Consider the following 25,647-nt stretch of genomic DNA (forward strand, 5'->3'; position numbering starts at 1 on the left):
ATTTATCTCCTTGCTGCTACATCTAAAACATTTTTTATCATAGTATATTTTTCAGAAGATATTTCTAGCTTATCTAAGCAAACTATACTCTTGTCATAATATCTGTCACTAAAAGCTTTTGTAAATTCCACTCCACCAAAATTTATTATTTCTCTAGCTAGAATATTTTTATCATATCCTTGCTCTAGCTTCTCGCGAATAGTTTCATTTTTCTTCATTGCATATATTAACGGAAGAGTAATGACTCCTTTTGCAATATCAGATAAAACCGGTTTATTTGATTCAGCTTGAGTAAGCTCATAATCCATACAATCATCAGACATTTGGAAAATCATTCCTATATATCTTCCAATATTTTTGTATAAATCCACATTGGACTTTGGCTCTCCTAGAACGATAGCTCCACTGACAAATGCGGCTTCAAAGAGCGCTGCTGTCTTACCTCTAATTATTGTTAGATATCTTTTTAAGCTCAAATTATAATTGAATAGATTCGTATCCTGCATAAGCTCGCCAAGACATACAGATTTCGCATAATTTGCAAGTGAATACTTTTTGTACTCATCTTTTATATCCACTTTTAGAGCTAATTCAATAGCCATAGCTAGGATATAGTCTCCACAGATAACTGCAGTTTTCTTATCGAATCTACTTTGTAAGCTATCCATCCCTCTTCTTTTAGGGGAATCATCTATGATATCATCGTGTACCAGTGTAGCTAAATGAAAAAGCTCGATTGCAACTGCTAAATTAATCGCATCCTCGTGAACAAATTGATTTTCATCCGATGCTACAATAAGAATACAATTCCCTCTAAGATTTTTCCCTAGTGATTTTGATAAATACGAAGTGCATTCTCTAATAGAAGGTGGCGTTTTCCTTAAAACCTCTACTAGCTTATTATTAAATTCATTTTTTGCTGATTCTAAACTAATCATGATATAGATACCACTTCCTAGCAAAACCATTATTTCTCCATGCTTTCTTTAGCCATGGCATTACATAGTAATCAAGTCCTAAGGTTCTACCAGCACCGATAAGCACAGCAATTCCAGCAAATATCATCCAGAAAGTATTTAAATATAATCCTGTTGTAGTTACAAACATTATCTGAAGCACTACCGATGCCCCAGCAGATAAGAAAGTAAATAACCCTGCTATTAGAGCAAGTCCAATTGCAATTTCCGCAAGAACTATAAATGATTGCATAAATACTTGCATACCATCACTTGATATTACAAATTTATCTAACATAGAATTTAAAAAAGGTATGTCAATTTTGAAAGCGAAATCACTAAGTCCAGCTTCAGCTACAGGCTTTCCACTTACAAAGAACACTTTTAATAATCCAAATATATCCCAGTTTATTATCGCTTGTCCAGCAGCCTGAACTGCTTCTCCTAGGGCCTCACCAGCACCTGTCGCAGCTGTAACTGCATCAGCTGCAGCCTCAGCAGTTCCTGTTGCAGCACTTACAGCATCTGCTCCAGCCTCAGCCCAAGCTCCAGGATTAATAATACTTTGATACCAAGCATTTGCTCCTCCAAAGAAGCCAGATAGCTTTGGTGCATCTAGCCAGCCTTCCATTACTTTCTTTATACCCTCAAATAGCCACACCATACCAAGCCATACTCTAAGTGGTACCATCAAAAAGCTTGGAGTAACGTTAGAGAAATGTCCTCCGACTATACTTCTATTATTCCTAATTGTAAAAAATTCATGTTTTAAATAGCTGAATATCTTAGTCCAACCCATTACTTGAATGAAATAAACCATATTGATAAGATGTTTTACCATCATTGCAAAGAAAGATGGAAGATTCATCATCATTTTAGGAGTACCAACTCTTGCTACTGCATATCTTCCTCCAACTGAAACCATAACTCCGTGAAACTCAGGCTTATATTTTTTTAGCTGACCACTCTTTGTAATTGAAGTAAAAATATTATGTGCAGCTGTAGAAGCGGAATGTTCACAGTTTTCAACCATCTGTGGAACCGGAGCTGCTTCTCCCTCTGGTATATAAAACATGTTATCTCCAATAACATATACTTTTTCATCGTCAATTGATCTTAAATAAGGGTCTACTTTAATTCTGCCTCTTCTTTCAGAGCTTATTTTTGAAGCAGCGTCATTTGTAATATCTGACCCTTCAATTCCCGCAGCCCATATTACTGTTCCAGCTGGAAAAACATTTTCCTTGTCATTAATTTTAACTTTTATAAAGTCCTTGCCTATTCCAACTACCCCAGCACCAAGAATCATATTTACATTCATTTTTTTAAGTCTATTTTCAACTTTATCCGATAATTTTTCTGGAAGAATTGGTACTGTTCTTGGTAATATATCTACATTATTTAGCGAAACATCTGATTTATTAATTTCGTACTTATGACATAAAAATGGAACATATTCTGCAAGCTCTCCTATCATTTCTACGCCTGTAAATCCAGCTCCAACTACATAAAAGCTAAGCAGTAACTTTCTTTTCTGTGCATCAGTTTCAAGTGCAGCTTTTCTAAATGATTCATGTATATGCTCTCTTAATTTAACTGCATCATCATAAGACCATAGTTTGTGACTGAATTCTTCAGCGCCCTCTACACCAAAATATGTAGGCTTTGAACCAGCTGCAATAACCAAGTAATCATAAGGATAATCAGTAGTTTTTCCTACCAGTTTTTTGTTTTCAAAATCAACATTATCTATATCATCCATTACTACATTTACTTTTCTGCCAGCAAATATTTTCTTTAGACTCATTTTTATACTGTCTTCATCAACTCTATTTGCAGCTACTTCATGTAGCTCAGTAAGCATAGTGTGAAATGGATTTTTGTCGATTATTTTTATAGATATATCGGTATTTTTTTTAAACTTTTTCTCAAGCTTTTTAGCAGTTAAAACCCCTGCGTATCCAGCTCCTAAGACAACAATTCTCTCCATTAATACATCCTCCTGTTCTATAATATACTAATAAAGTATATCATCAGTTAGTTGCTCTTACAACTATTTTTGATAAAAAAATAATTAAATTTGATAGTTTTTTTTATATGATAATTGTAATCATAGTAAAATTTATTTAAATTTCAATTATTTTACAATTTATACCCAGGAAATCTTTTTCCTACTAAAAAATAAAAAAATATTTGCAAAATTTTCAAAATTTATTGAATTTGGTGTTGACAAGTTGAATTTCTTATACTAGAATAACTAAAACAATCATTTAAATGCTTTGAAAGAGACAAAACTATTCACTTAGCTATTTACAGAGAGTCGGAAGTGCTGAGAACCGACAATAGCAGAATACAATGATCACTCTTGAGCAGTTTCTTCGAAAGATTAAACAAGTAGAAGAAAACGGATGCCACCGTTAACAAGGCTAAGGTTGATAGACCTGAATAAAGTGATGGCATGAACGCCATAAATAGGGTGGTACCGCGAATCCTTCGTCCCTATAAGTCTATTAATTAGATTTATAGATACGGAGGTTTTTTTATTTTATATTTTAAATAGGAGGTAACAAAATGCAGACGAATGTACAAGTTAATTTAATTTCTGGAATTGATTCTGCTCTTAGAGCTGTAACTATGCTAAGACGAAAGGGTATCAAATTTTATGAGATATCTATTTATAGCACTTCGTTAAGCCTCATCATTCCTATTGAAACTGAATCTATAGTAAGAGCACAGCTCTCCAAGCTATCAGATATAGAAGTATTAGTTAATTAATTTTTATTGTATTCAAAATACAATATTCACAAAATAATTTAAATATTACTTAGGAGGAATTTAAAATGTATTACGAAAATGATGTTCAAGCAGATGTACTTAAAGGTAAAAAAATAGCTATTCTTGGTTACGGTAGCCAGGGTCACGCTCATGCACTTAACTTAAAAGAATCAGGTCTTGATGTATTAGTTGGCCTTAGAGAAGATAGTAATAGCAGGTCAAAGGCTCTGGAAAGCGGGCTTACTGTTAAGTCTGTTGATGATTGCGTTAAAGAAGCTGATGTTGTTATGGTTCTATTACCTGATGAAAAGCAGAAGGAAGTATATGACAGCCAGATTGAAAAAAATTTAAAACCTGGTCAATCACTTGTATTTGCTCATGGATTTAATATTCACTATAAACAAATCGTTCCACCAGAGTTTGTAGATGTTTTTATGGTTGCTCCAAAGGGACCAGGGCATCTTGTAAGAAGAACCTATGAAAAAGGAAGCGGAGTACCTGCCCTCATTGCTGTACACCAAGACTACAGCAGTAATGCTAAAGATAAAGCACTTGCATATGCAAAAGCCCTAGGTTCATTAAGAGTAGGAGCTATTGAAACAAGCTTTAAAGAGGAAACAGAAACTGATTTATTCGGTGAACAAGCTGTACTTTGTGGTGGGGTTACAGAATTAATTAAAGCAGGATTCGATACCTTAGTAGAAGCTGGCTATCAAAGTGAAATAGCATATTTTGAATGTCTTCATGAAATGAAACTAATTGTGGACTTACTTTATGAAGGTGGATTTGAGAAAATGCGTTATAGCATTAGTGATACTGCTGAATATGGAGATTATAGGGTAGGACGTAGGATAGTAAATCAGGAAGTGAGAAATGAAATGAAAAAAGTACTTTCAGAGATACAAGATGCTACATTTGCAAATCAGTGGATTGAAGAAAATAGAACAGGTAGACCTTTTTATAACCAGGTTAAAGCCGATGAGCTTAAACACCCTATTGTTAATACAGGCAAAAGCTTAAGAACAATGATGAAACTTGAAGGTGATAAGTAATGAATAGTGACAACCTAAAAAAAGGCTATGCAAGAGCTCCTCATAGAGCTCTGCTTAAGTCTCTGGGACTTGATGATGAGGACTTTGAAAAACCTTTCATTGGAGTCGTAAATGCATTTAATGAAATTGTCCCTGGCCATATCCATCTACGAGAACTAGCCCAAGAAGTAAAAAATGGAATCTATGCTGCTGGAGCTATACCATTTGAGTTTCCTGTCATAACAGTATGCGATGGTTTAGCAATGAATCATGAGGGAATGAGATATTCTTTGCCAAGTAGAGAGCTTATTGTTGACAGTATAGAAGTGATGGTAAAAGCACATGCATTTGACGGCCTAGTGATGATTCCAAACTGTGATAAATCTGTTCCAGCTATGCTTATGGCTGCAGCCAGACTTAATATTCCTTCAATAATAGTAAGTGGAGGCCCCATGCTTAAAGGAAAATCCGCTACTAAAGATTTGGATTTAGTTAGCGCCTTTGAGGCTGTTGGAAGCTTTGCTGATAATAAAATCACATCTGAGGAATTATTAGAAATAGAGAATATGGCTTGTCCTACCTGTGGAAGCTGTGCAGGAATGTTCACAGCAAATTCTATGAACTGTATTACAGAAGCTTTAGGTATGGCTATGAGAGGAAATGGTACTGTTCCAGCCGTACTTTCAAAACGAAAGCTATTGGCACGTAAATCAGGTAAGTTAGTCGTTGATTTAGTAAATAAAAATATTCTTCCTAGAGATATAATGACCAAGGAAGCTTTCCAAAATGCACTAGCTGTAGATATGGCACTTGGATGTTCTACAAATACCATCCTTCATTTAACTGCTATCGCAAATGAAGCAATGGTGGATTTTGATTTATCCTTGGTTGATGAGGTTAGCAAAAAAGTTCCCAACTTATGTAGGCTATCACCAGCTGGTGAAGCTCATATAGAGGATCTCAACGACAGTGGTGGAATATATGCTGTAATGAATGAGCTTTCTAAAGCAAATCTAATAAATCTAAATGTAAAAACTGTATACGATAAAGCTCTTGGCGAGCTTATAGCTGATATAAAAAAAGGATTAGTAATTAGAGATATAAGTAGTCCATATTCACCTACAGGAGGAATAAAAGTCTTGTATGGAAATATAGCTCCAGACGGCTGCGTTGTAAAAAAATCTGCAGTAGATGAAAAGATGTTCAATAAAACTCTTAATGCTAGAGTTTTTGATTCCGAAGAGGAAGCAGTAACTGAAATATTGTCTGGAAATATACAGCCAGATGATGCAGTATTAATAAGATATGAGGGTCCTAAAGGGGGACCAGGAATGAGAGAAATGTTATCCCCTACTTCAGCTTTATGTGGAATGGGCTTAGATGATAAAGTTTGCCTAATCACAGATGGACGTTTTTCTGGTGGAAGCAGAGGAGCTGCAATTGGTCATGTTTCTCCAGAAGCAGCGGTTTGCGGTCCTATATCATTAGTTTTAGATGGTGATATTATAATTCTTGATATTGATAAGGGTTCTATTAATCTCGATTTATCTACAGAAGAACTAAATAGAAGAAAAGCTTCTGCAGAATTTGAATTAAAATTGCCAAAACAAAATATTGGATACTTAAAAAGATATGCTGATTCAGTATCATCAGCTTCTAAAGGTGCAATTTATAAATAGAAAGGAATGAATACATTGAACGGTGCAAAATACCTGATAGATTGCCTTTCTAAAGAAGGCGTGGATGTTATTTTTGGTTATCCTGGTGGAGCTGTGATTCCACTTTTTGATGCCCTGTATGAGTCTGAGGATTTTATACAAATTCGAACTTGTCATGAACAAGGTGCTTCTCACGCTGCAGATGGTTATGCCAGAACTACAGGTAAAGTTGGTGTTTGCATCGCAACCTCAGGTCCCGGCGCAACTAATATAATTACTGGGCTGGCTACTGCTTTTATGGACTCTGTTCCAGTTATAGCAATCACTGGTCAAGTAGGAAAATCACTACTTGGCAAGGACTCATTTCAAGAAATAGATATAACTGGCTTGACTATGGGAATAACAAAACATAATTTCCTAGTAACAGATGCTAATGACTTAAAAGATGTAGTCTCTAAAGCCTTTTATATAGCTCAAAATGGCCGGCCTGGCCCTGTATTAATAGATATATCTAAGGATGCTTTTATGCAGGAAATAGAGACTAAGGAATATCATAAGATTGATAAAACTACAGATAAAAGACATCTAAACTATCAAGCTGAAATCGACAAGGTGGTTAATCTAATTAAATCATCTAGACAGCCTGTTATTTACGCTGGTGGTGGAGTAATAAAAAGTAAATCTTGGGATAGCTTGCATGAGCTTTCTACTAAACACAATATTCCTGTAGTGAACTCAATTATGGGTCTAGGTTCTTTTGATAGAAATTCTAACCTATCTTATGGCATTGTCGGAATGCATGGCGATAAAGACGCAAATATGCTTTGCTATGAAAGTGATTTAATTTTAGGTGTAGGGGTAAGATTCTCTGATAGAGCTATAGGTAATAGAAACGGGTTTACTAAAAATTCAACTATAGTTCACATTGATGTTGATGAGACTGAACTAGGTAAAAATATTGATGTTTCATATGAAATTCTAGGTGATTTAAACGAAATCATGAATGAAATAAGCACTAAGCTTATGGAATATAAATCCCCTCATACTAGAAGCAATGATTATTTAGCAAAAGATTATGAAGGCTTTCATCCAAAAAATATTTTAACTGTAACTCAAAAATCTGTACCAGAAAATACTGTAGTTGTAACCGATGTCGGTCAGCATCAAATCTGGACCGCTAAATTCTGGAAGTTTTCGCTTCCTATGAAATTTGCAACATCTGGTGGACTTGGTACTATGGGTTTTGGTATGGGCGCAGCTCTTGGTGCAAAGCTTGGAAATCCAGATTCTCATGTTCTGCTTATAACCGGAGATGGCTCATTTAGAATGAACCACCCTGAACTACTTACTCTTTCAAGGCACAACATCCCTATTACAATTTTGCTTTTTAATAACTCGTCACTAGGAATGGTAAGGCAGTGGCAGAATCTATTTTGCAATTCAAGGTATGCTCAAACAGATATAAACGATGGCTTAAACCTAGAGTTTTTATCAAAAGCATATGGAATAAACTATTATAAAGCTTCAGATTTAGATACATTAGAATCAATCCTAAAAGTTCAGGATAAATCTCAGATTAATTTAATAGAATGCCTTTTAGATAGTGATATAGGAGCATATCCAATAGTCCCTCCTGGGAAATCTATTGATACTCTACTCACTGAGGATTAAATTTTGCTTACTTTGCCAACTGGGTCTACATGGATTACTATATCTATCCCAGTTTGGCTCATAATATCTTTTTCTATTTTATCTACGATTGAGTGAGCATGAACTAACTCAAGTGAATCAAGCAGCTCAACATGAACAGAACCTATCGATCTTCCTGGACCATAATCGTGTATTCTCAAATCATGTATTCCAATAATATACTCATTTTTTTGGATGAAACTACATACTTTCTCTACAGTTTCCTCTGATGGTGATTGTCCAAGAAGTATATTTACAGTGTCTTTTGATATATTAAACCCAGTGTAGATTATTATAAGAGAAACAAGGACTCCTACAAACCCATCCACTGGAGCATTTACATAGCGCTGAATTACTGTAGATAAAATCACTGCACTAGTTGCTATAACATCGTTAAGGCTATCAGCTGCAGTTGCTTTATTTATACTTGAATTTATAGTTTTTCCAATATAAGAGTTATAGGAAAACATCCATATTTTAACTAAAATTGACATAAGTAAAATCAACATTAATATAGGATTAAATATTACTTCTTCAGGATTTCGTATTTTATCTACTGAGCTTTTTAATAGTTCAAAGCCTACTAACATGATTATAAAAGAGACTATTAGAGAAGATATATATTCTATTCTTCCATGACCAAATGGATGTTCCTCATCGGGTAAAGAATTACTCATTTTCACTCCTAGTATAGTTACTATAGAGGTACCCATGTCGGATAGATTGTTAAATGCATCAGATATTATGGCTATACTGTTCATAATTAATCCTATAGTCAGCTTGAGTCCAAACAAAAATAAATTACATAGGATGCCTAAAATACCTGACAATATCCCATAGGATTCTCTTACATATTTATTTTCTACGTCATTATAGTTTTTTACAAATTTTTTTATAATTAATTTTATCAATTTATAACATCCTCTTCTAAAATAATCAAATTTACTCAATGCTTTATATTATATTCAAAATTATATTATAGCCCTAAGCTTATGTTTTGTTTAGAAATTTATTAGAATAAGTTTAGTCATTTCTATATATAATAACATTTTTCTTAAAAACAAACATAAAAAAACTCACAAAAGACTAAACTTTTGTGAGTTCTTAATTTTATTATTCTTGTACTAGAGGGTATCCCTTATTAATCCATCCACCTTCACCTGTTGCTGGTGTTCCTGCTCCAAAGTTCATGGAAACTGCATCATATCCTAAAATTCTTAGGCCTGCTACTGCTTGTCCAGCTGTTTGTCCTGTATAGCAGTAAACAATAATTTTTTTGTCTGTTGGTAAAGTTCCAAATGATTCTTGCATTCCTTTTCCAAACGGAATGTTGATTGCTCCTTCAATATGTCCTTTAGCATAATCTTCTGCTTTTCTAACTGATAGGAACTGTATAGTTTCATCCTTTGCGTCTAATAACGCTTTTGCATCATCTTCACTTATCTTATGATTTTCGTAAGTAGTTCCTTTTGCTGCTACTAACTCATCAAAGTACACTTTTATTGCATCCTTTAACTCTGGAGCAATATCTGCTGGAGTAGATTTTACTAGCTCTACAGCTTCTGTTTGAGTTACTTCCTCGATACCTTCAACATTTGAAAGTCCTAATTTCCATCCTAAGTTTATAGAACGAACATTATATCCAGCCATATTAAGAAGAGCTGTAGCTTGTCCAGCTGTTTGTCCTGTATAGCAGTATAAGTAAATATCTTTATCTACTGGTAAATTCTCAAGATTTTCAGCTATTGCTGGGCCCCAAGGAATGTTTACTGCATTCTTAAGATGTCCTTTGTTGTAGTCTTCGTTTGATCTAATGTCAACAACCAAAATATCTTCTTCTGCTTTTACTTTTTCAACCAATTCTTTTTCATCAATTTTGTAAATGTTTTCAGGCATATTAGCAAAATATGCATTTGCAGCGTCTTTAACTACATCCGCTTCTTCTACTTGCTCAGTTTCAGTGCTCTCAACTGGTGCTTGAGGAGCTTCTTGAGCTGGCTCTTGAGATGGAGCACATGCTGCAAGTGATAAAGACATAATTAATGCAAGTGAAATAACAGAAAACTTTGATTTCAATCTTTTCATTTATATACCCTCCTAATGTTAACGTTATCTTTTTAACGTTTTATCTTTAACTAAATATTAACATCTAATTTTCATTCCAACTAATATATATTAGTTATACTACATAAGGTTTTGTTATACATTTCACATGTGACAATAATTAAAATCTATATTAAGATATATTAAGTTAAAAAATTAGGAGTAGTAAAATGAAAATAAATAAAAATCAAATATTGTTATCCATAACTATAATTTCATATATATGCTTAAATATAATTTATCTAGATAAATTTCCTTTCGTTCATTCTGATGAGCCATGGCTTAGCGGCTTATCTAAAAATATGCTCGAAAATACCTCATTATCTGTTACTGAACCTTTTTTTGATTTAATGCCTAGATATCCTCACGCATTAAAAGTAGTTTTTCATTTGATTCAAATCCCTTTCATCTACTTTTTTGGTTATAATATTTTTTCAGTGAGATTAATATCTCTTATTTTTGGTCTATTGACACTATTTATATTTTATATTTTGTTAAAAAAGCTTACAAATAAAACTTTACTTTCCTATTTAGGCACACTTTTATTAGCTGTAGACATTCAATTTATTTATGCTTCACATTTTGCAAGGCAAGAAATACTCTTGCTTTTTATATTTTTAGTTTCCCTATACATTTTATTTATCTGTAGATTTAATATAACTTTAACACCATATAGAAACCAAAATTTAAATAAGCTTCTTAATAAGCTTTCTGTTTTTACAATAAAAAGCGAGCCACTTTTAATTGGCTCGCTAATTGGCGTATCTATAGGAATTCATCCTAATAGTTTTATAATATTTTTACCTATTTTTTTAATTTATAGTTTTGAATTTTTTTACAATAAACCAAAAAAAGATTATAAAATTTTTATATTTTTAACAACAGTCTCTTTTTTCGCTGCTTCATTTGTGTTAATTAGCTTTTATTTCGATAGTGACTTTGTAGCTCATTACTTTTCTTATGGCAAAAGTTTTAAGGTTGACTCATCTATTGTGGGAAAAATAAAAGGTTTTGCTAAATTTTACAAGGATATTATAGAGCGAAACGGAAAAACATATTACATACCTAATCTGGATTTCCAGTTTGTATTTTTTATAACTACTTTTATTTTATCTCTGATTGAATTAGTAAAAAACCATATAAATAATAAAAAGGCTGAATTTACATGTTTATTATATATAATTTTAAGTATAGCAGGTTTAAATTTAGGAGCTATGATTATTGGAAGATTTAACCAAACAAGTATTATTTTTCAGTTCCCACTTTATTATATCCTAGCCGTGTTATTAATCAGAAACTTAAGTTCTAAAGCCCAAAATCTAGTCTTAATTAGCATAATAATTATTTCTAGCTATTTTTCATATATAAATATAATGCCATATAAGAATCTCGAATATAATTCATATCTAAAGGTCTTAAATGCTATACCATCGGATAGTGTAGTATTAAGCAATCTAAATACTCACTATTATTTTCAAAGCTCAAATTTTTATGATTATAGAAATTTGCCATATCTTGAAGAAAATAATTTAAGCATTAAGGAATATATTGAAAAAAATAAAATTGAATATATAGTAATCACTGAAGATCTAAGTTTTTTTTATAATAATAAGCCTCACTATAATGGGGTTTATGGCAATATAGATTTTTATCCAGATTTAGAAGCATTTTTAGCTAAAAGGTGCAGTATAATTTCAAAAATTAAATCTAGACTTTATCCCATGCATATGGTTAAATTCACTGGCCTTTATGAAGAGTACAAATCCATGGCTGTTAAGGATTATTGGGACATTACAATTTATAAAGTTAATTACCCAATTAACTGATATATCTTATCGTATAAAGCTAAAATCTCATTATTTTTTAATCGATGTTCTTTAGGTATGTTTAGAGGAATGTCTATAATAGTATCTCCTAAAACAACTATTCTATCTGATATATTTAGCGCCTCTAAAATATCATGGGTGACAAATAAAACTGTCATCTCTTTTTTCTCACTCAAATCGACTAGTAGATTTTGCATGGAGGTTCTAGTTTGTGCATCTAGACTGGCAAATGGCTCATCCATGAGAAAAAGTGCTGGATTAAGACAAAGTGCTCTTGCCAGTGCTACCTTTTGCTTCATCCCTCCAGAAAGCTGAAAAGGATATTTATTTAAATCATCATCGTATTCTACAAGTGACAAATAGTTTCTTGCCAGACTGCCTATATCATTTTTTCTAAATTTAGATTTTTTATGCTTTTCAAGAGGAAAGCTAACATTTTGAAGCACTGTTTTCCAAGGAAAAAGTTGATTGAAATTCTGAAAAATCATAAATACTTTATAATCATAAGCACTATTGTTTATCTCTATATAGCCTTCATCTTTTGTTTCCATCGATGCAATTAATCTAAGTAAAGTTGATTTGCCACAACCTGATTTCCCAAGTATGCTAACAAATTCGCCTTTCATAATACTAAGCGATAAATCTGAAATAACTTTGTTTCCTTTATATGACTTATTTAAACTTTTAATTTCTAAAATAGGCTTCATTATATCATTCCCCATTTTTTTAAAGTTTTGTTTTCAAAAACTGAAAATAAATAATCCACCAAAGTACCTAATAGTACAATTACTATAAGACTTGCATACATAGCATTTGTATCCATAAAAACTCTTTTTTCAAATATATAGTACCCAATACCACTTTTTCCATCGATAGCTCCAAATATCATTTCTGCTCCTATTAAAGCTCTCCAGGCTCTAGCCCAAGCTACTTTCAGCCCTGTAATAACGCTTGGCAGTGCACCGATTAGCTGAATTTCAAAAAAACGCTGAAGCTTATTTATTCCAATCAAATCTGATAACTCTCTATATACTATAGGCTGAGTTTTTATTCCACTCTTAATATTTACCATAACAGGCCAAATTACAGAGTGAAGAATAATAAAAATAATAGAATTTTTCCCAGTTCCAAACCACAAAATAACTATAGGAAGTATAGCTAAGGAAGGAAGTGGATCTAGCATTGAAGCCAATGTATCTGATAAGCTTTCTATATATTTGTTATTCAAAGAAAAAATTACTAATATACATGCAACTAAAAATCCCAAAGCAAGACCTTTGAGAATAAATGAAATAGAATATGCTAATTTAATGTGTAAATCTTCCTGAAGAAACGAGTGTCCTAGAGCAGTAATAACTGCGCTAGGAGACGGAAATAATATTGGATTAAATATCTCAAGTTTAAACATTATTGACCATAGCATTACTATTATAAAAATCCAAAAAAATTTAATTTTAATCATAGTACCCATCCCATATTACTTCTTTTTCGTTATAAGCTTTTGATATATACTCTACCTTATTCATAAATTCACTAAATCTATTTACTCCCTTTATTTCCTGATTGAACTTTACCCCTTCCATATTCATAAAATCCTTGCTTTCGGGTATTGTCATATTGTATTTATCAGAAAAAATAGCAGCACTTTCTTCAGGGTTAGCTTCAATATAAATAAGGGCATCCTTAATAGCTTCATTTAAGATTTTAACTTTTTTTATATCTGTTTCATTTTCAATTTTTCCAGCACCTATTATAAATGTGAATTCTTCTCCAAAAGCTTCCTTAGATTCCAGTATTATTTTCATGTCTTTGTCTTTTAATTCCATCTGAGTATACGGGGGTGTTGTAAAGTGTCCTTTTATTTCGTTTTTAGCTCTAAGTATATCCATAGCATCAGGGTGACTCATTGCAAGTAGCATAGAATCAAATTTTTTCGGCTCATTAAAAGCTTTATCTGCTGCCATTGAAAGCAAAATGTGCTGTACACTCCCTTGCTGAGGTAGTGCTATTTTATCCTGAGCAGTGAAGTCTGCTAAAGTATTTATACTTGGCGAATTTACTACAAGCGACGAAGGAACACTCGAAAGTCCTGTAAAAGCTTTCCAGTTCATACCTTTATCATAACCAATCAAAAATGGAGGAATCGCCATAAATCCAAAATCTATATCACCAGAGAGCATTCCTTCTCTTATTGCTGCAGTATTTCCAAGCTGCTTCCAGCTAATAGTTGTATTAGGATATTTATTTTCTATAATTTTATTAATTTGGATTATCTCAAGTGGAAAATAGGCAGTTCCAAATTGATATCCTATATTAATCTCTAGATTATCTGGATTCTCGGCTTTTTTTGAAGAACACGATACTAAATTCATTGAAACTATTAATACAAGCAAAATCACAACTGACGTTTTTAATTTATTATATATTCTCATCGTAATTACCCCCACTACATCATTAATTTTCTAAATCAAGTAGAATATTTTCATTGTGTTCATTATATATTTTTAGTTTACTTAAAACTTTATCAATATTTTCATCTAGGCTAGCTTTATTATCTCCTTTTATAACTACATAGCCAACTCTAAGTCTAGCGTCTTGAATGTCTCCAAGTATATCTCCATCCTTATAATTATATCCAGCTGATAAAACCCCATTTATTGATAAGATTTCATTTATATCAGTCATTTTATTTATTAAACCTGGCTTTGCAAATAACATAATAACCTTTAGAAACTCTTTGTTTTTATCTATATCATAGTTCTCAATTTTAGAAATATCGATTTCTTCTCCAAGGCTCGATTTAATCAGAAAATCTAAAAAGTCGACTCCAGTTATTATCGGAATAAAAATATCTTCATAAGCCCCTCCTATTCTCGCAGCGATTTCATTTACAATTATTCCCCTATTTCCAATTAACAGTTGATAATAAATAGGTCCATTTTCAATATTAAATGCTGTTGTTATTCTTTCACTTATATCATGTATTTCTTTATAATATTTATCATAATATTTAGAAGGAAAAACATGGCTCTTGCATATACCTATATGTTTACCTGAGCTAAAAGTATTTCTATCTGTTATAGTAAGTATTTTCAGCTTTTTATTATAGACCCACCCACTTACAGTAATCTCGTCTGATTCATAATACTCTTCAATGAGTGCTATATTATCTCTTGAAAATGTCAACACTGAGTCGATATCAGTCTTTATTTCCTCTATAGTATTTAATTTGTACACTCCTCTTTGTCCTTGACTATCAATGGGTTTTATAACGTAGGGAGGATTTAAATTACTTAATTCTTCCTCCATAAAATTTTTACTTATAAATCTGAATTTTGCAGTTGGTATATTATTTTTTTCAAATATTTGTTTCATTTTACTTTTGTTAGTAACGTTTACTGCCGTTTCTACATCAATACAAAAAGGTAACCCTAATTCTTCAGAAACTTTTGCGCAAGTCAAAACTGGCTGATCCGTACCTAATGTCATTATTCCATTTATATTAAGTTTTTTCGCTTCCTCTAAGCATCTGCCATAATCAAAAGTGCTCGCTTTAACAAAAGTATCTGCAATTTCTCTGCCTGGTGGATTATCAAGATAATCAGCTACAATAACTTCATGACCAAATTCTTTTGCTTTATTTATTGCATTGACTTGGCATGAGCCTCCTCCTAATATCATTAATTTCAAGAGTTTTTCCTCCTTAATTTGATAAAATCTATTTCATACTGAGGTCTTTTATTGATATAAGTATCAAAATTTAATCTGCTATAATAAATAACTAAATTTATATAAAGCCTAGCTAATTTTCTTATATTATAATTTGATTTCCCCACTTCTCTTCGTCTATGACTTACATCTATATATGTTATATTTCTAGTTCTTTTAAATAATAAAGCTGATATATAAATAAAGTTTTTATCTGTTTTTATTATTTCGTCTATGATATTTTTTCTTATTACTCTAAAACTTCCTATTTTTATATGTTTTGGTTTTCCAATAAGTACATTAAATGTAATATTTGTCAATTTACTACCTAAATTTCTATATAAACTATGTTGCTTATGCTTAGCAACACCATAAACTGCATCGAAGCCTTGGTTGAGTCTTTCTTCCATTTTAAAAATCTCAGATACTGGATTTTGCAAATCATCATCCATAGTAACAACTAAATCATGCTCACAGTATCTAAGCCCACACAAAATTGCATTTTGTTGTCCATAATTTTTCTTTAATGAAATTACAGTTGTTTTATCTGGATATTCGCTGTAGATTTTATTCAGTACATCTAAACTTTCATCTTTGCTTGAATCATTAACAAATATCACTTCAAAGTCTTTATTTTTATTTAAAAACTCACTATATATTTCTTTAAATAAACTCATCAAAGTTAAGCTACTATTATAAACAGGAACTACAATTGATATTTTGGATTTCATAGTATCTGTTCTCCAACAAAATTATCTATATAATCACAAACATAATTAATCTCTTTCTCAGAAATAGAATTATACAACGGAAGCCTTAGTAAGCGCTGGCTTAGATTATCAGTATACTTTAGCTTATTACAATCAAAACCATATTTTTTCCCCATAATTGAATTATGTAGCGGAATAAAATGAAAAGCTGAACCTATATTATGTTTTTTTAAAAAAATCTGAAGTTCATCTCTAATAATTTTGTTCTTTGTAATTATATAAAAAATATGATTATTGGAATTTGCATACTCAGGTAAAATCATAGGTCTAAAATAGTTTTTATATTTCTTTTTATTCAATCTTTCTAAATATACGCCAGCAAGTTTTTTTCTGTTACTATTTATTCTATCAAAGTTTTCAAGTTGACTACACAAAACTGCCATCAGAATTTCTGATGGACAATAACTTGATCCTTGATCTACCCACTCATATTTCGACACCTTTCCATTAATTAAATCTTGTCTATTTGTCCCTTTTTGTCTTATAATTTCAGCTTTTTTTAGCCACTCTTTATCTTTTCTATTTATAATTAAACATCCTGCTTCTCCTGCTATGACATTCTTGGTACTATGAAAGCTAATGCATGCCATATCCCCCATGCTTCCTAGATTTTTATCATAAAATTTTGAACCTAATGCTTGAGCCGCATCTTCAATAACAGGTAGTTTATATTTTTTTGATATTTCCATAATTTTATCCATATCGCAGGCTATTCCTGCATAATGCATAACTATAATTGCCTTTGTCTTACTAGAGATATTTTTTTCAATTTCCTTAGGAGATATATTCATGGTTTTTGGATCCAAATCAACAAAAACAGGAGTAGCTCCTCTTAATACTATGCAATTAGCTGCCGATGGGAAATTAAATGAAGCCAATATAACCTCATCTCCTTGCTTAAAATCAAGTATAAGTGCCGCCATTTCCAGAGCATGAGTAGCTGAGGTTGTCATATATACTTCTTGAAACCCAAATTTATCTTTTAATAAAGCTTTTGCCTTGCTTGTATATTTTCCATCTGAAGCTGTAACTCCAATATCAAAGGCATCTTTAACATATTCTAGTTCTTGTTCAAAGTGATATTCCTTATGAAAAGGTATTTCCATAACTATTAACCTTCTTTGCTTTTTATAATTGTTTATTTGTGTAAGTATGAGTTATACTTATAGTGTTAACTTAATTATTAATTTTATTTAGTAATCAAACCACAGTCAGGAGAATAAAAATGATAGAGATTGATTGTCTAGGTGATATGTGTCCAGTTCCAATCCTTAAACTTAAAGACGCAATTAAAACTGCTTCTGCTAACCAAACTATAAAATTAATCACTGACCATAGCTGCGTTTTAGAAAATATAAAAGATATTCTTCAAAAATCCCCCTACACTTTCTATTTTGATGAAGTTATAACTGGTGTATGGGAAATTTTTGTAGAGGTAAATTAACAAAAGCTTTTTTCTCCTACTTTTTTAAAGAAATCAATAAACTCTTTTACGCTTGTATCCATCTCTTTATCCTTTTTATAAATTATGTTTACATCATATTCTAAGCTCTCATCAAAAACTTTAATTTCTTTTAATTGTTTAAGATACAGCTCCTTTTTAATAGAGCTATATGGAAGAATCGATATTCCTAAGCTCTTTATCAATAATGTTTTTATAGATTCTATAGAATCTAAACTAAATAACACATTCTGTTTTTTTATATCAAAGCCTAAATCCATAAGTTTTTTTTCTAATACTTTTTGTGCTTTATACTCTTCGATTAAAAGTATCATTGGAAACCTATTTAACTCATCCACAGCTATTTTATCTGGTATATCATAATCTTTTCCTGCAACAATCACCATTCTATCTCTACCAACTGAGGAATAAAATAAATCATTATTATCAGGTGCTCCTTCAATAAATCCCACATCGCAAACGTCATTTATTATGTTGCTTTCAACCTTCTGTGAGTAGTCGGAATTAAGATAGTAATTATAATTCGAGTATTTTTCTTTTATCATATATATAGTACATGGAAGTGCATAAGTTGCCATCGTAGGAAAGGCATCTATTCTTATAGCTTTATTGTTATTGCTTATATCATTTAAATCTACTAGCATATTTTCATATACCTTTAATATATTCTTTGCATATTTTTCAACAATTTTACCAGCCTCAGTTAATTGAACTCCTTTATTGCTTCTATCTAAAAGCTTATATCCTAAATTATCCTCCAATTTATGTATCTGCTGGCTGAGTGCAGGCTGTGAAATATGTGAATTATTAGCCACTTTTGATATGCTTTTCACTGATGCTACCTCATAAAAAAATCTTAAATATTCAATGTTCATTTGAGTAATCTCCTTATTAATCCAAAATTTATATGAAATATCTAAACAGTTATTTTATTAACAAATATTATATCTAGTTATAAGATTATAAGCAATACTTATAGCAAAACCTCTACCATAGAAAGTACTTATATTATATAATCACAAGCAATAAGTAATACCTATTGCCTTATGCTATAATCAAAGCATAAAGAGATTAATAAAAATATAACAAGAGGAGTGCGAAAGATGTCTGAAATTAATTCTACAGAAACTTCTGCTTCTTCAAGAAGAAGTAGTAGAGCTTCATCTAGCTCACGCAGAAAACCTAAGAAGAATCAGATTCCCTTTGGAATAGGAATTTTTTTCTTCATTGTATTGTTTGGTATTTATCTATCAACAAAATCTAGTAGTTTAGCTTTCTTTTGGATTACGGGTAATGCTTTTGGATTTATACTTCAAAAATCAAGATTTTGCTTTACAGCTTCCATGAGAGACCCACTTTTAACCGGAAGCACTAGTGTTACTAGAGCTGTAATGGTAGCTTTAGCAATTGCTACTCTTGGATTTACAGCAATAAAATACGGAGCACATATAAACGGGCTTCCTATTCCTGGTCAAGGTTACATAGTACCAATAAGCTTTGCAACTATAGTTGGCGGAGTAATTTTCGGTATAGGTATGGTTATAGCAGGAGGTTGTGCTTCTGGAACTCTAATGAGAGTTGGAGAAGGATTTCAAATGCAAATGCTATCATTAGTATTCTTTGTAATAGGTTCTTTGGTTGGTGCAAATAATTTTGGCTGGTGGCATAAAGTATTTATTTCTAAAGGACCATCAGTTTTCCTTCCAGATATTTTCGGCTGGGCCGGGGCCTTAGTTGTACAGTTACTTATTATTGCAGGTGTGTATATTTTAGCTGATAAATGGGAAAATAAAAAAACCAATGAAGCTAATTAAAATACTAATTTTTAATTAAAAATTTTAAGGAGGATTTCTAAAATGAAAGAAGTAATATTAGATTGTCTAGGCGAGGCTTGTCCAATTCCACTAGTTAAAGCAGAAAATGCTATGAAAGAGTTATCTGCTGGTGATGTACTTATAGTACAAATCGACCACAGCTGTGCAATGAAAAACGTACCTGAGTGGGCAAGAAAAGAAGGACATAATGTAGAAATCGAAGAAGTAGACGACGGTGAGTGGGAAGTAATAATAGAAAAGGCATAATATGCCTTTTCTATTATACAAACGAAAATTAAGGAGGTAATCTCTTTGGATATAAAGAATAATAAATACTATAAATTATGGTTTAAGGATCCAATGACTTATGTTATGGGCGCTGTATTACTTTCAGTTTTTCAAATAATAACCTTTGCTGTTACTGGTAACCCATGGGGTGTTAGTGGACCATTTGCAAATTGGGGCGCTTGGGTATTTGAATTATTTGGTGGAAGTGTGGATAGCTGGAGCTATTTTAGTACAAAAAGTGCTCAAGCAACTTTAAAAGCTGGATTTTTAAATGATCCAGGGTCAATAAGAAATTTAGGTGTAATTGTTGGAGCACTTTTTTCTACGCTAATGGCATCTCAGTTTAAATTCAAAAAAATAAAAAGTAAGAAACAAGTAATAGCTGCCGTTCTAGGAGGATTTTTGATGGGTTATGGCGCTAGACTAGCTTATGGATGTAATATAGGAGCATTCTATAGTGGTATTGCTTCCCTATCATTATCTGGATGGGTATTTGGAATAGCGCTTTTCATAGGAGCTTTTTTAGGTAGCAAACTTTTAGTAAAATACTTCATGTAGGAGGTCAAAATGAATAAAAAAGTTGAATCATATGATGTAGTAGTTATAGGTGGTGGAGCTGCTGCACTTACAGCTGCAATCTATTGCGGCAGAGCTAGATTAAACACTCTAGTAATAGAAAAATCTTTAGTAGGTGGACTTGCTACATATACAAATGAAATTGAAAACTATCCTGGGTTTCCAGAAGGAACAACAGGTCTAGGTTTAATGGACAACTTTCATAAGCAAGCAAAGAAATTTGGAGTAAAATTCAAGCTTACAGATGTAAAATCTGTTGATTTAGAAGGCGAAATAAAAAAAGTAGAAACATTTAGAAATATATTCGAGGCTAAAGTCGTTATAGTTGCTTCAGGCGGAAAACCTAGATTAACTGGAGCTAAAAATGAGGAGCTTTTCCTATATGATAAAGGAATTTCATTTTGTGCTACTTGCGACGCTGCTTCAAATACAGATAAAACAGTATTAGTAATTGGTAGTGGAGATGCTGCTATTGAAGAGGGTATGTTTTTAACTAAGTTCGCTAAAAAAGTTATCGTTTCTGTAATGCATGATACAGGTAAGATGGACTGTAACGAAATAGCAAAAAATGAAGCTCTTCAAAACTCAAAAATGGATTTCAAATGGAATACAGTAGTTGATAGTTTTGAAGGTGATGAAAGACTAACTAGAGTAAACTTAAGAAATGTTAAAACTAATGAAATTATTCCTATAGATGTAGATTCTTGTTTCTTATTCATTGGATATATTCCTAACACAGAAATATTCAAAGGTATTCTTGATATGAATAAGAATGGTTATATGCTTACAAATGAAAAAATGGAAACTAATATCGAAGGCGTTTTTGCTGCTGGTGATGTTAGAGATAAATTCCTTAAGCAGGTTGCAACAGCAGTTGGTGATGGCGCTATTGCTGGTTACGCAGCAGAAAAATATCTTGCAGAAAGCGAGACCTTCCACACTCAAATCATGAGCAAAGACCTTCCAGGCGTAGTTTATATTTGGAATGCTGTTGATGAAAAATGTAGAGAGCTTCTTCCAATAATAGACAACTTTGAAGCAAAATATAAAGACAAAGTTAAAGTGACAAAAGTAGATATATATAAATCAACCGGTCTTGCTAACAGACTTGGAGTTACTACTTTCCCTGCTCTTGTTGCTACTAGAGATGGTAAAATATCTAAAATCATCAAAGAAATAGATAATGAGCAAGATATAGAAGCAGCATTTATTTAACTAAACAAACTGACTAAACCTAATCATAGTAAAACCCTAAAAAATAGACCCTTTAAAGGGTCTATTTTTTCATTTCAATATCTATGAATGTTTCATGGTAAGAGACTTGTCCTCCAATATCAGAGCTCTCGCTAGAGGTCAAAATATTTGGATTTCCGTGTTTTTGGTGATAGCCTGTATAAATATATACTACTTCATCATCACCTTGTACCCTAACTTTGGCTTCTATACTTCCTTTGTCATTTCTGACTATAACTATATCTTCATTTTTTAGTTCTTTTTCGTTTGCAATTTTTTCAGATATATAAACTACTGGTATTCCCTCATAGTCGAATAGATGTTGGCTAAATAATGAGTCTTTTCTGTGTGGAGTAATAAGCCTATATGGATACTTAGCAAGTTCTGTATTTTTTTGTAGCATTGCCATAGGATATCCCCAAGCTTTAGCTCTTTCTGAATAGAACTCATATTTCATTGATGGAGTTTGAAATATCAAATCCTTATAGGGTACACTACTAGCTTGCAAATTTACATAATCATTCTTTAGAGATTCTAGCGTTACTCCCTGTGATTTAACAGACTCAATTACAGCATTAATGTAATCTTCCTTTGGTATATCTGAAAAATCTATACCTATCAATTTTGAAACCGCTTTTATAAACTCGAATTCATCCATCAAAATATTATCAGGTTCTACTACCTTAGCATTGTAATTGAGATATGGGGAATTCATCGAGCTATAAATCAAATCTTCAGTTTCTAGAGTATTGCTACATGGTATAACTAAATCAGATAAATTTGCAGTATCTGTCATAAACATATCGAAGGTTACTGTAAAATCAATAGATATAAATGCCTGATGAGACTTAAGTACATCTGCAAATTGAGACATTGGGTTAGCAGTAGAAATAATAGCCATCTTAACAGGTTCTTCTACTTGGGCTTTAATAAAATCAGCAAATTCATTTACAAAGAATTCCCTTTCATTTTTTTTATATTTTTCACTCTTAAAAGGATCTAGATTCAAAAGCAAAGGATAAATTCTATTTGCATAATTTGCTCCTGCACCCTCTACTCCTATATTTTTGCTTAAAAAACAAAGAGCATCAATAAGTCTAACTGAGTTTCCGCCATTGTTGTATTTTTGCATTCCATATCCTATATAGGTTGCACACGGAGAGTTGATATAAATATCTGCAAGAAAATCAAAGGTTTCTTCACTAAGACTAGTTCTATCATATATGATTTTCATATCTATGCTTTTAATATAATCAATAAACTCATTCGCCTTATGAGAATATTTATCTATATATTGATAATCTAACTTGTCTTTGAATAAAAGTTTTTTAATGATTCCTATAGCAAGCGCATCATCACTTCCAGGCTTTGGCTTTATATGGTAATCAGATTTTTTTGCAGTTTCTGTGCTTATAGGATCTATTGTTATTATCGTCGCTCCATTTTTTTGTGCATCTAACACAGCTTTCATTAAATGAACCGATGTATTAGCAGGATTTCTCCCCCACAAAATTACAGCATTTGAGTTTAATAAATCTTCTAACGAATGACCTAAAGCTCCTCCAAAATCACATTTCTGAGCTTCCATTCCAGCTGCCCAGCAGGTCCCTCCTTTAGAAGTAGTTATTCCTCCTAAGTAATTAAAAAAATGCTCCCAAGCTATGCTTTTCATAACTGACGAATCTCCTGATTCGCTATATCTTAAAATCGATGTGGAGCCATACTGCGATGTATATTTTGTTATTTTATCAGCAAAAATATTAACAGCTTCTTCAAATGAGATTTCTTCAAATTTCCCATCTACCTTTAATAAAGGCGTTTTTAATCTATTCTTATCATAAAGTCTATCTAAGTGCTTCATCCCTTTCGAACACATAAACCCTTTAGTGTAAGGATGATTTTTATCTGGTTTTATAGAGACTACTTTATTTTCGTCTACTTTAGCCACATATGTACATAAATCAAAACAATCTAAAGTACAAGCACGTTTAAACTCCATACCATCCTCCTAGAATATTATTGATTAATTGTATCGATATAACTATTAATCAATTGATTCATTTTAGATTTTTCTTCATCTTGAGACCCTATTTGGTTAAACGTATTAAAGCAACATAGAAACTCTTCTTCGTCTCCTATTTTTTTGCTTACACAATAGTTAAAATAACAGCTTTCTATAACTTTATATGATCCATACTCCTCTTGTATTCCATTTTTAGAAATTAGCTCCCTCAAGTCCAAAGGAAAATCATCGTAATTTTTATATTTTAAATTATCTTTCTTAATTAAAGTATCTCCAACTATTGTTAAATACAAAATGTAGTTGTCAGTTTCAAAAACAGCCAAATCATCTTCTATTCCTGCGTATTCTAACGAATAAACTCTATCATCTACATACCAGTCAAAATATAACATGTTTTCTTTCATTTCATCACCTTCAACCCATAAATTTAATGTCTTGTTACAAAATCATTATAACCTTTTTATATAAATAATTCCAATTATAAAATAATGTTTCTACGTTCTAGATTATGAGTATAAATCTAATATCAGCTTTTCCCTTAAGGTTAACGCTAATTACATAAACTTTGAAAGGGGAATTACTATGAGACATTATATGCACTTATCAGATTCTGAACTTAATAAAATTTTCTATAAAAAACCAGAAGCCTTTGATAATACAACAAAGAAAAATCAGTTAAGATATGCTCTAGGCGCAACCTTATACCTTCCAGCAACTAAATATATTGCTCCCTATTTGCTAGAAAAAAGATATTCTCATCTTACATCTTTCGTAATGTGCTTTGAAAATCTAATCGAAGAGAGAAATATTAATATTGCAGAAAAAACTCTGCTCAATACATTAAGGACTTTAAAAATGGCTGAAAATGAAAATCGAATAAATAAAGATGAGCTTCCCTTGTTTTTTATTCACGTTAGGGATCCTTTACAATTCGAAAGACTATATGAAATTTTAATTAAAGAAAAAGACATAATTTCATATATTTCTGGATTTTTTTTGCCAAACTTTAACTCAAATAACGCAGATGCTTATCTAAGTACAGTAAAAAAAATAAGATTGATTTCAGAATATATATATGCACTTCCAATAATAGAAAGCAAAGAAATTATTTCTCTAGCTTCTAGAATATCTGAATTAATTACTCTAGAAAAAACAATATTTGAGTATAGAGATATGATTTTAGGTATAAGAATTGGCGGTTCTTATATTAATTCAGTTCTTGGAGTAAATTCACTTGAAGCAATGTCAATTTATGATGTAGGAATAACAGCTAGTATAATTTACGACATAATAAACAGCTTTATAAATTTAAGTTACGAAGATATAGCAATATACTCATCTTCATGGGATAAAAAAATAACTTCTTTTCAGACTGTTTCAAAAAGCAGCAATTCATTTGACCAAAACAAAGTTATATATAATCATGCCTTTACACATGATCCTTCTCTAGATGGCTTCATAAGGGAGATATTGCTTGATAAATTAAATGGCTGTGTAGGCAAAACAGTCGTTTACCCAAATCAAATATCTATTGTCAACGCTCTTTATAGTGTTGAAAGGAAAGACTATGAGCTTGCTCTTAGTATCAATTCTTCAAACGAACCTTCATTAAATTATGGCGAGCAGATTAATAATAAAATTTGGTCAAATAAAATTCTAAGCTTAAGCAAGATTTACGGCGTTTTAAATGAGAACTATTCTGCAGTAGATTTATTTTAAGTTAATATAACTTTTA

At 31.7% G+C, this 25,647-nt stretch carries 24 protein-coding genes and 1 other annotated feature; of the genes, 11 read left to right on the forward strand and 13 right to left on the reverse strand.

Going from position 1 to position 25,647, the window contains the following annotated elements:
• Window positions 1-2: 2 nt before the first annotated feature.
• Window positions 3-938: a polyprenyl synthetase family protein gene (locus CLOST_RS07255; RefSeq protein ID WP_013361631.1), complete on the reverse strand. Its 936-nt coding sequence runs from the start codon at window positions 936-938 to the stop codon at window positions 3-5.
• Window positions 931-2,946, reverse strand: a complete 2,016-nt coding sequence (locus tag CLOST_RS07260; RefSeq protein ID WP_013361632.1) for an NAD(P)/FAD-dependent oxidoreductase — start codon at window positions 2,944-2,946, stop codon at window positions 931-933. Before CLOST_RS07260 ends, CLOST_RS07255 begins: the two co-directional genes overlap by 8 nt.
• 280 nt (window positions 2,947-3,226) lie before the next feature.
• Window positions 3,227-3,460, forward strand: a binding site (T-box leader).
• Window positions 3,461-3,527: 67 nt separating this feature from the next.
• On the opposite strand from CLOST_RS07260, the gene CLOST_RS07265 reads away from it, so the two are divergent.
• The 4 genes from CLOST_RS07265 to ilvB all read left to right on the forward strand — a co-directional run bounded on the left by CLOST_RS07265 (window position 3,528) and on the right by ilvB (window position 8,091).
• Window positions 3,528-3,731 (forward strand): hypothetical protein, encoded by a 204-nt coding sequence (locus CLOST_RS07265; RefSeq protein ID WP_013361633.1) that lies wholly within the window; start codon window positions 3,528-3,530, stop codon window positions 3,729-3,731.
• 65 nt (window positions 3,732-3,796) lie between these two features.
• Window positions 3,797-4,783, forward strand: a complete 987-nt coding sequence (gene ilvC, locus CLOST_RS07270; protein WP_013361634.1) for a ketol-acid reductoisomerase — start codon at window positions 3,797-3,799, stop codon at window positions 4,781-4,783.
• Window positions 4,783-6,441 (forward strand): dihydroxy-acid dehydratase, encoded by a 1,659-nt coding sequence (gene ilvD, locus CLOST_RS07275; RefSeq protein WP_013361635.1) that lies wholly within the window; start codon window positions 4,783-4,785, stop codon window positions 6,439-6,441. The genes ilvC and ilvD overlap by 1 nt, the downstream gene beginning before the upstream one ends.
• Window positions 6,442-6,447: 6 nt before the next feature.
• Complete coding sequence (gene ilvB, locus CLOST_RS07280; protein WP_013361636.1) at window positions 6,448-8,091, forward strand: biosynthetic-type acetolactate synthase large subunit; 1,644 nt, start codon at window positions 6,448-6,450, stop codon at window positions 8,089-8,091.
• On the opposite strand, the gene CLOST_RS07285 is transcribed toward ilvB, so the two are convergent.
• A complete protein-coding gene (locus CLOST_RS07285; protein WP_013361637.1) occupies window positions 8,088-9,020 on the reverse strand; it encodes a cation diffusion facilitator family transporter in 933 nt (310 codons plus the stop codon). The two genes, ilvB and CLOST_RS07285, sit on opposite strands and share 4 nt — an antisense overlap.
• A gap of 202 nt (window positions 9,021-9,222) precedes the next feature.
• On the reverse strand, window positions 9,223-10,194 hold the full coding sequence (locus CLOST_RS07290) for a rhodanese-like domain-containing protein (RefSeq protein WP_013361638.1): 972 nt from the start codon (window positions 10,192-10,194) through the stop codon (window positions 9,223-9,225).
• Between the two features lie 188 nt (window positions 10,195-10,382).
• On the opposite strand from CLOST_RS07290, the gene CLOST_RS07295 reads away from it, so the two are divergent.
• The gene (locus tag CLOST_RS07295; protein ID WP_041487144.1) at window positions 10,383-12,038 is read left to right on the forward strand and encodes an ArnT family glycosyltransferase; all 1,656 of its coding nucleotides are present in this window, start codon (window positions 10,383-10,385) and stop codon (window positions 12,036-12,038) included.
• On the opposite strand, the gene CLOST_RS07300 is transcribed toward CLOST_RS07295, so the two are convergent.
• The 6 genes from CLOST_RS07300 to rffA are packed head-to-tail and all read right to left on the reverse strand — an operon-like array spanning window position 12,023 to window position 17,622.
• The gene (locus CLOST_RS07300; RefSeq protein ID WP_013361639.1) at window positions 12,023-12,745 is read right to left on the reverse strand and encodes an ABC transporter ATP-binding protein; all 723 of its coding nucleotides are present in this window, start codon (window positions 12,743-12,745) and stop codon (window positions 12,023-12,025) included. The genes CLOST_RS07295 and CLOST_RS07300 overlap by 16 nt on opposite strands.
• Complete coding sequence (locus CLOST_RS07305) at window positions 12,745-13,500, reverse strand: ABC transporter permease (protein ID WP_013361640.1); 756 nt, start codon at window positions 13,498-13,500, stop codon at window positions 12,745-12,747. The genes CLOST_RS07300 and CLOST_RS07305 overlap by 1 nt, the downstream gene beginning before the upstream one ends.
• Window positions 13,493-14,470, reverse strand: coding sequence for an ABC transporter substrate-binding protein (locus CLOST_RS07310; protein ID WP_013361642.1), 978 nt, complete (start codon window positions 14,468-14,470; stop codon window positions 13,493-13,495). The genes CLOST_RS07305 and CLOST_RS07310 overlap by 8 nt, the downstream gene beginning before the upstream one ends.
• 22 nt (window positions 14,471-14,492) lie before the next feature.
• On the reverse strand, window positions 14,493-15,719 hold the full coding sequence (locus tag CLOST_RS07315) for an ATP-grasp domain-containing protein (protein ID WP_013361643.1): 1,227 nt from the start codon (window positions 15,717-15,719) through the stop codon (window positions 14,493-14,495).
• Window positions 15,720-15,724: 5 nt separating this feature from the next.
• Window positions 15,725-16,477 (reverse strand): glycosyltransferase family 2 protein, encoded by a 753-nt coding sequence (locus tag CLOST_RS07320; RefSeq protein WP_013361644.1) that lies wholly within the window; start codon window positions 16,475-16,477, stop codon window positions 15,725-15,727.
• Window positions 16,474-17,622: a dTDP-4-amino-4,6-dideoxygalactose transaminase gene (gene rffA, locus CLOST_RS07325; protein ID WP_013361645.1), complete on the reverse strand. Its 1,149-nt coding sequence runs from the start codon at window positions 17,620-17,622 to the stop codon at window positions 16,474-16,476. The genes CLOST_RS07320 and rffA overlap by 4 nt, the downstream gene beginning before the upstream one ends.
• A gap of 119 nt (window positions 17,623-17,741) precedes the next feature.
• Between rffA and CLOST_RS07330 the strand changes: the two genes are divergently transcribed.
• Window positions 17,742-17,960 carry a sulfurtransferase TusA family protein gene (locus CLOST_RS07330; RefSeq protein WP_013361646.1) on the forward strand — a complete coding sequence of 73 codons (219 nt, stop codon included), beginning with the start codon at window positions 17,742-17,744 and terminating at the stop codon, window positions 17,958-17,960.
• On the opposite strand, the gene CLOST_RS07335 is transcribed toward CLOST_RS07330, so the two are convergent.
• Entirely contained in the window at window positions 17,957-18,853 is an 897-nt protein-coding gene (locus CLOST_RS07335; protein WP_013361647.1) for a LysR family transcriptional regulator, read from the reverse strand. The genes CLOST_RS07330 and CLOST_RS07335 overlap by 4 nt on opposite strands.
• Before the next feature lie 228 nt (window positions 18,854-19,081).
• Between CLOST_RS07335 and CLOST_RS07340 the strand changes: the two genes are divergently transcribed.
• From CLOST_RS07340 to CLOST_RS07355, 4 genes are read left to right on the forward strand one after another with little or no spacing between them, the layout of a single operon-like run.
• Entirely contained in the window at window positions 19,082-19,792 is a 711-nt protein-coding gene (locus tag CLOST_RS07340; RefSeq protein WP_013361648.1) for a YeeE/YedE thiosulfate transporter family protein, read from the forward strand.
• Window positions 19,793-19,834: 42 nt separating this feature from the next.
• Window positions 19,835-20,059: a sulfurtransferase TusA family protein gene (locus tag CLOST_RS07345; protein ID WP_013361649.1), complete on the forward strand. Its 225-nt coding sequence runs from the start codon at window positions 19,835-19,837 to the stop codon at window positions 20,057-20,059.
• A gap of 45 nt (window positions 20,060-20,104) precedes the next feature.
• A complete protein-coding gene (locus CLOST_RS07350; RefSeq protein ID WP_013361650.1) occupies window positions 20,105-20,638 on the forward strand; it encodes a YeeE/YedE thiosulfate transporter family protein in 534 nt (177 codons plus the stop codon).
• A 9-nt stretch (window positions 20,639-20,647) separates the two neighbouring features.
• On the forward strand, window positions 20,648-21,871 hold the full coding sequence (locus tag CLOST_RS07355; RefSeq protein WP_013361651.1) for an FAD-dependent oxidoreductase: 1,224 nt from the start codon (window positions 20,648-20,650) through the stop codon (window positions 21,869-21,871).
• A gap of 61 nt (window positions 21,872-21,932) precedes the next feature.
• Here CLOST_RS07355 and CLOST_RS07360 read toward each other — a convergent pair whose 3' ends face one another.
• Both CLOST_RS07360 and CLOST_RS07365 read right to left on the reverse strand, forming a co-directional pair.
• Window positions 21,933-23,888, reverse strand: coding sequence for a molybdopterin-dependent oxidoreductase (locus CLOST_RS07360; protein WP_013361652.1), 1,956 nt, complete (start codon window positions 23,886-23,888; stop codon window positions 21,933-21,935).
• A gap of 17 nt (window positions 23,889-23,905) precedes the next feature.
• Window positions 23,906-24,316, reverse strand: coding sequence for a hypothetical protein (locus CLOST_RS07365; protein ID WP_013361653.1), 411 nt, complete (start codon window positions 24,314-24,316; stop codon window positions 23,906-23,908).
• 178 nt (window positions 24,317-24,494) lie between these two features.
• Here CLOST_RS07365 and CLOST_RS07370 point away from each other — a divergent pair, with 178 nt between their 5' ends.
• Window positions 24,495-25,631 (forward strand): HpcH/HpaI aldolase/citrate lyase family protein, encoded by a 1,137-nt coding sequence (locus CLOST_RS07370; protein ID WP_013361654.1) that lies wholly within the window; start codon window positions 24,495-24,497, stop codon window positions 25,629-25,631.
• Window positions 25,632-25,647: the final 16 nt, after the last annotated feature.

The organism is Acetoanaerobium sticklandii (assembly GCF_000196455.1).
GTDB classification, from domain to species: Bacteria; Bacillota; Clostridia; order Peptostreptococcales; family Filifactoraceae; genus Acetoanaerobium; species Acetoanaerobium sticklandii.

Coding starts and splice junctions, on each gene's coding strand:
- CLOST_RS07255 (WP_013361631.1), bottom strand. CDS start 938: ATGATTAGTTTAGAATCAGCAAAAAATGAATTTAATAATAAGCTAGTA.
- CLOST_RS07260 (WP_013361632.1), bottom strand. CDS start 2,946: ATGGAGAGAATTGTTGTCTTAGGAGCTGGATACGCAGGGGTTTTAACT.
- CLOST_RS07265 (WP_013361633.1), top strand. CDS start 3,528: ATGCAGACGAATGTACAAGTTAATTTAATTTCTGGAATTGATTCTGCT.
- ilvC (WP_013361634.1), top strand. CDS start 3,797: ATGTATTACGAAAATGATGTTCAAGCAGATGTACTTAAAGGTAAAAAA.
- ilvD (WP_013361635.1), top strand. CDS start 4,783: ATGAATAGTGACAACCTAAAAAAAGGCTATGCAAGAGCTCCTCATAGA.
- ilvB (WP_013361636.1), top strand. CDS start 6,448: ATGAATACATTGAACGGTGCAAAATACCTGATAGATTGCCTTTCTAAA.
- CLOST_RS07290 (WP_013361638.1), bottom strand. CDS start 10,194: ATGAAAAGATTGAAATCAAAGTTTTCTGTTATTTCACTTGCATTAATT.
- CLOST_RS07295 (WP_041487144.1), top strand. CDS start 10,383: ATGAAAATAAATAAAAATCAAATATTGTTATCCATAACTATAATTTCA.
- CLOST_RS07300 (WP_013361639.1), bottom strand. CDS start 12,745: ATGAAGCCTATTTTAGAAATTAAAAGTTTAAATAAGTCATATAAAGGA.
- CLOST_RS07305 (WP_013361640.1), bottom strand. CDS start 13,500: ATGATTAAAATTAAATTTTTTTGGATTTTTATAATAGTAATGCTATGG.
- CLOST_RS07310 (WP_013361642.1), bottom strand. CDS start 14,470: ATGAGAATATATAATAAATTAAAAACGTCAGTTGTGATTTTGCTTGTA.
- CLOST_RS07315 (WP_013361643.1), bottom strand. CDS start 15,719: ATGATATTAGGAGGAGGCTCATGCCAAGTCAATGCAATAAATAAAGCA.
- CLOST_RS07320 (WP_013361644.1), bottom strand. CDS start 16,477: ATGAAATCCAAAATATCAATTGTAGTTCCTGTTTATAATAGTAGCTTA.
- rffA (WP_013361645.1), bottom strand. CDS start 17,622: ATGGAAATACCTTTTCATAAGGAATATCACTTTGAACAAGAACTAGAA.
- CLOST_RS07330 (WP_013361646.1), top strand. CDS start 17,742: ATGATAGAGATTGATTGTCTAGGTGATATGTGTCCAGTTCCAATCCTT.
- CLOST_RS07335 (WP_013361647.1), bottom strand. CDS start 18,853: ATGAACATTGAATATTTAAGATTTTTTTATGAGGTAGCATCAGTGAAA.
- CLOST_RS07340 (WP_013361648.1), top strand. CDS start 19,082: ATGTCTGAAATTAATTCTACAGAAACTTCTGCTTCTTCAAGAAGAAGT.
- CLOST_RS07345 (WP_013361649.1), top strand. CDS start 19,835: ATGAAAGAAGTAATATTAGATTGTCTAGGCGAGGCTTGTCCAATTCCA.
- CLOST_RS07355 (WP_013361651.1), top strand. CDS start 20,648: ATGAATAAAAAAGTTGAATCATATGATGTAGTAGTTATAGGTGGTGGA.
- CLOST_RS07360 (WP_013361652.1), bottom strand. CDS start 23,888: ATGGAGTTTAAACGTGCTTGTACTTTAGATTGTTTTGATTTATGTACA.
- CLOST_RS07365 (WP_013361653.1), bottom strand. CDS start 24,316: ATGAAAGAAAACATGTTATATTTTGACTGGTATGTAGATGATAGAGTT.
- CLOST_RS07370 (WP_013361654.1), top strand. CDS start 24,495: ATGAGACATTATATGCACTTATCAGATTCTGAACTTAATAAAATTTTC.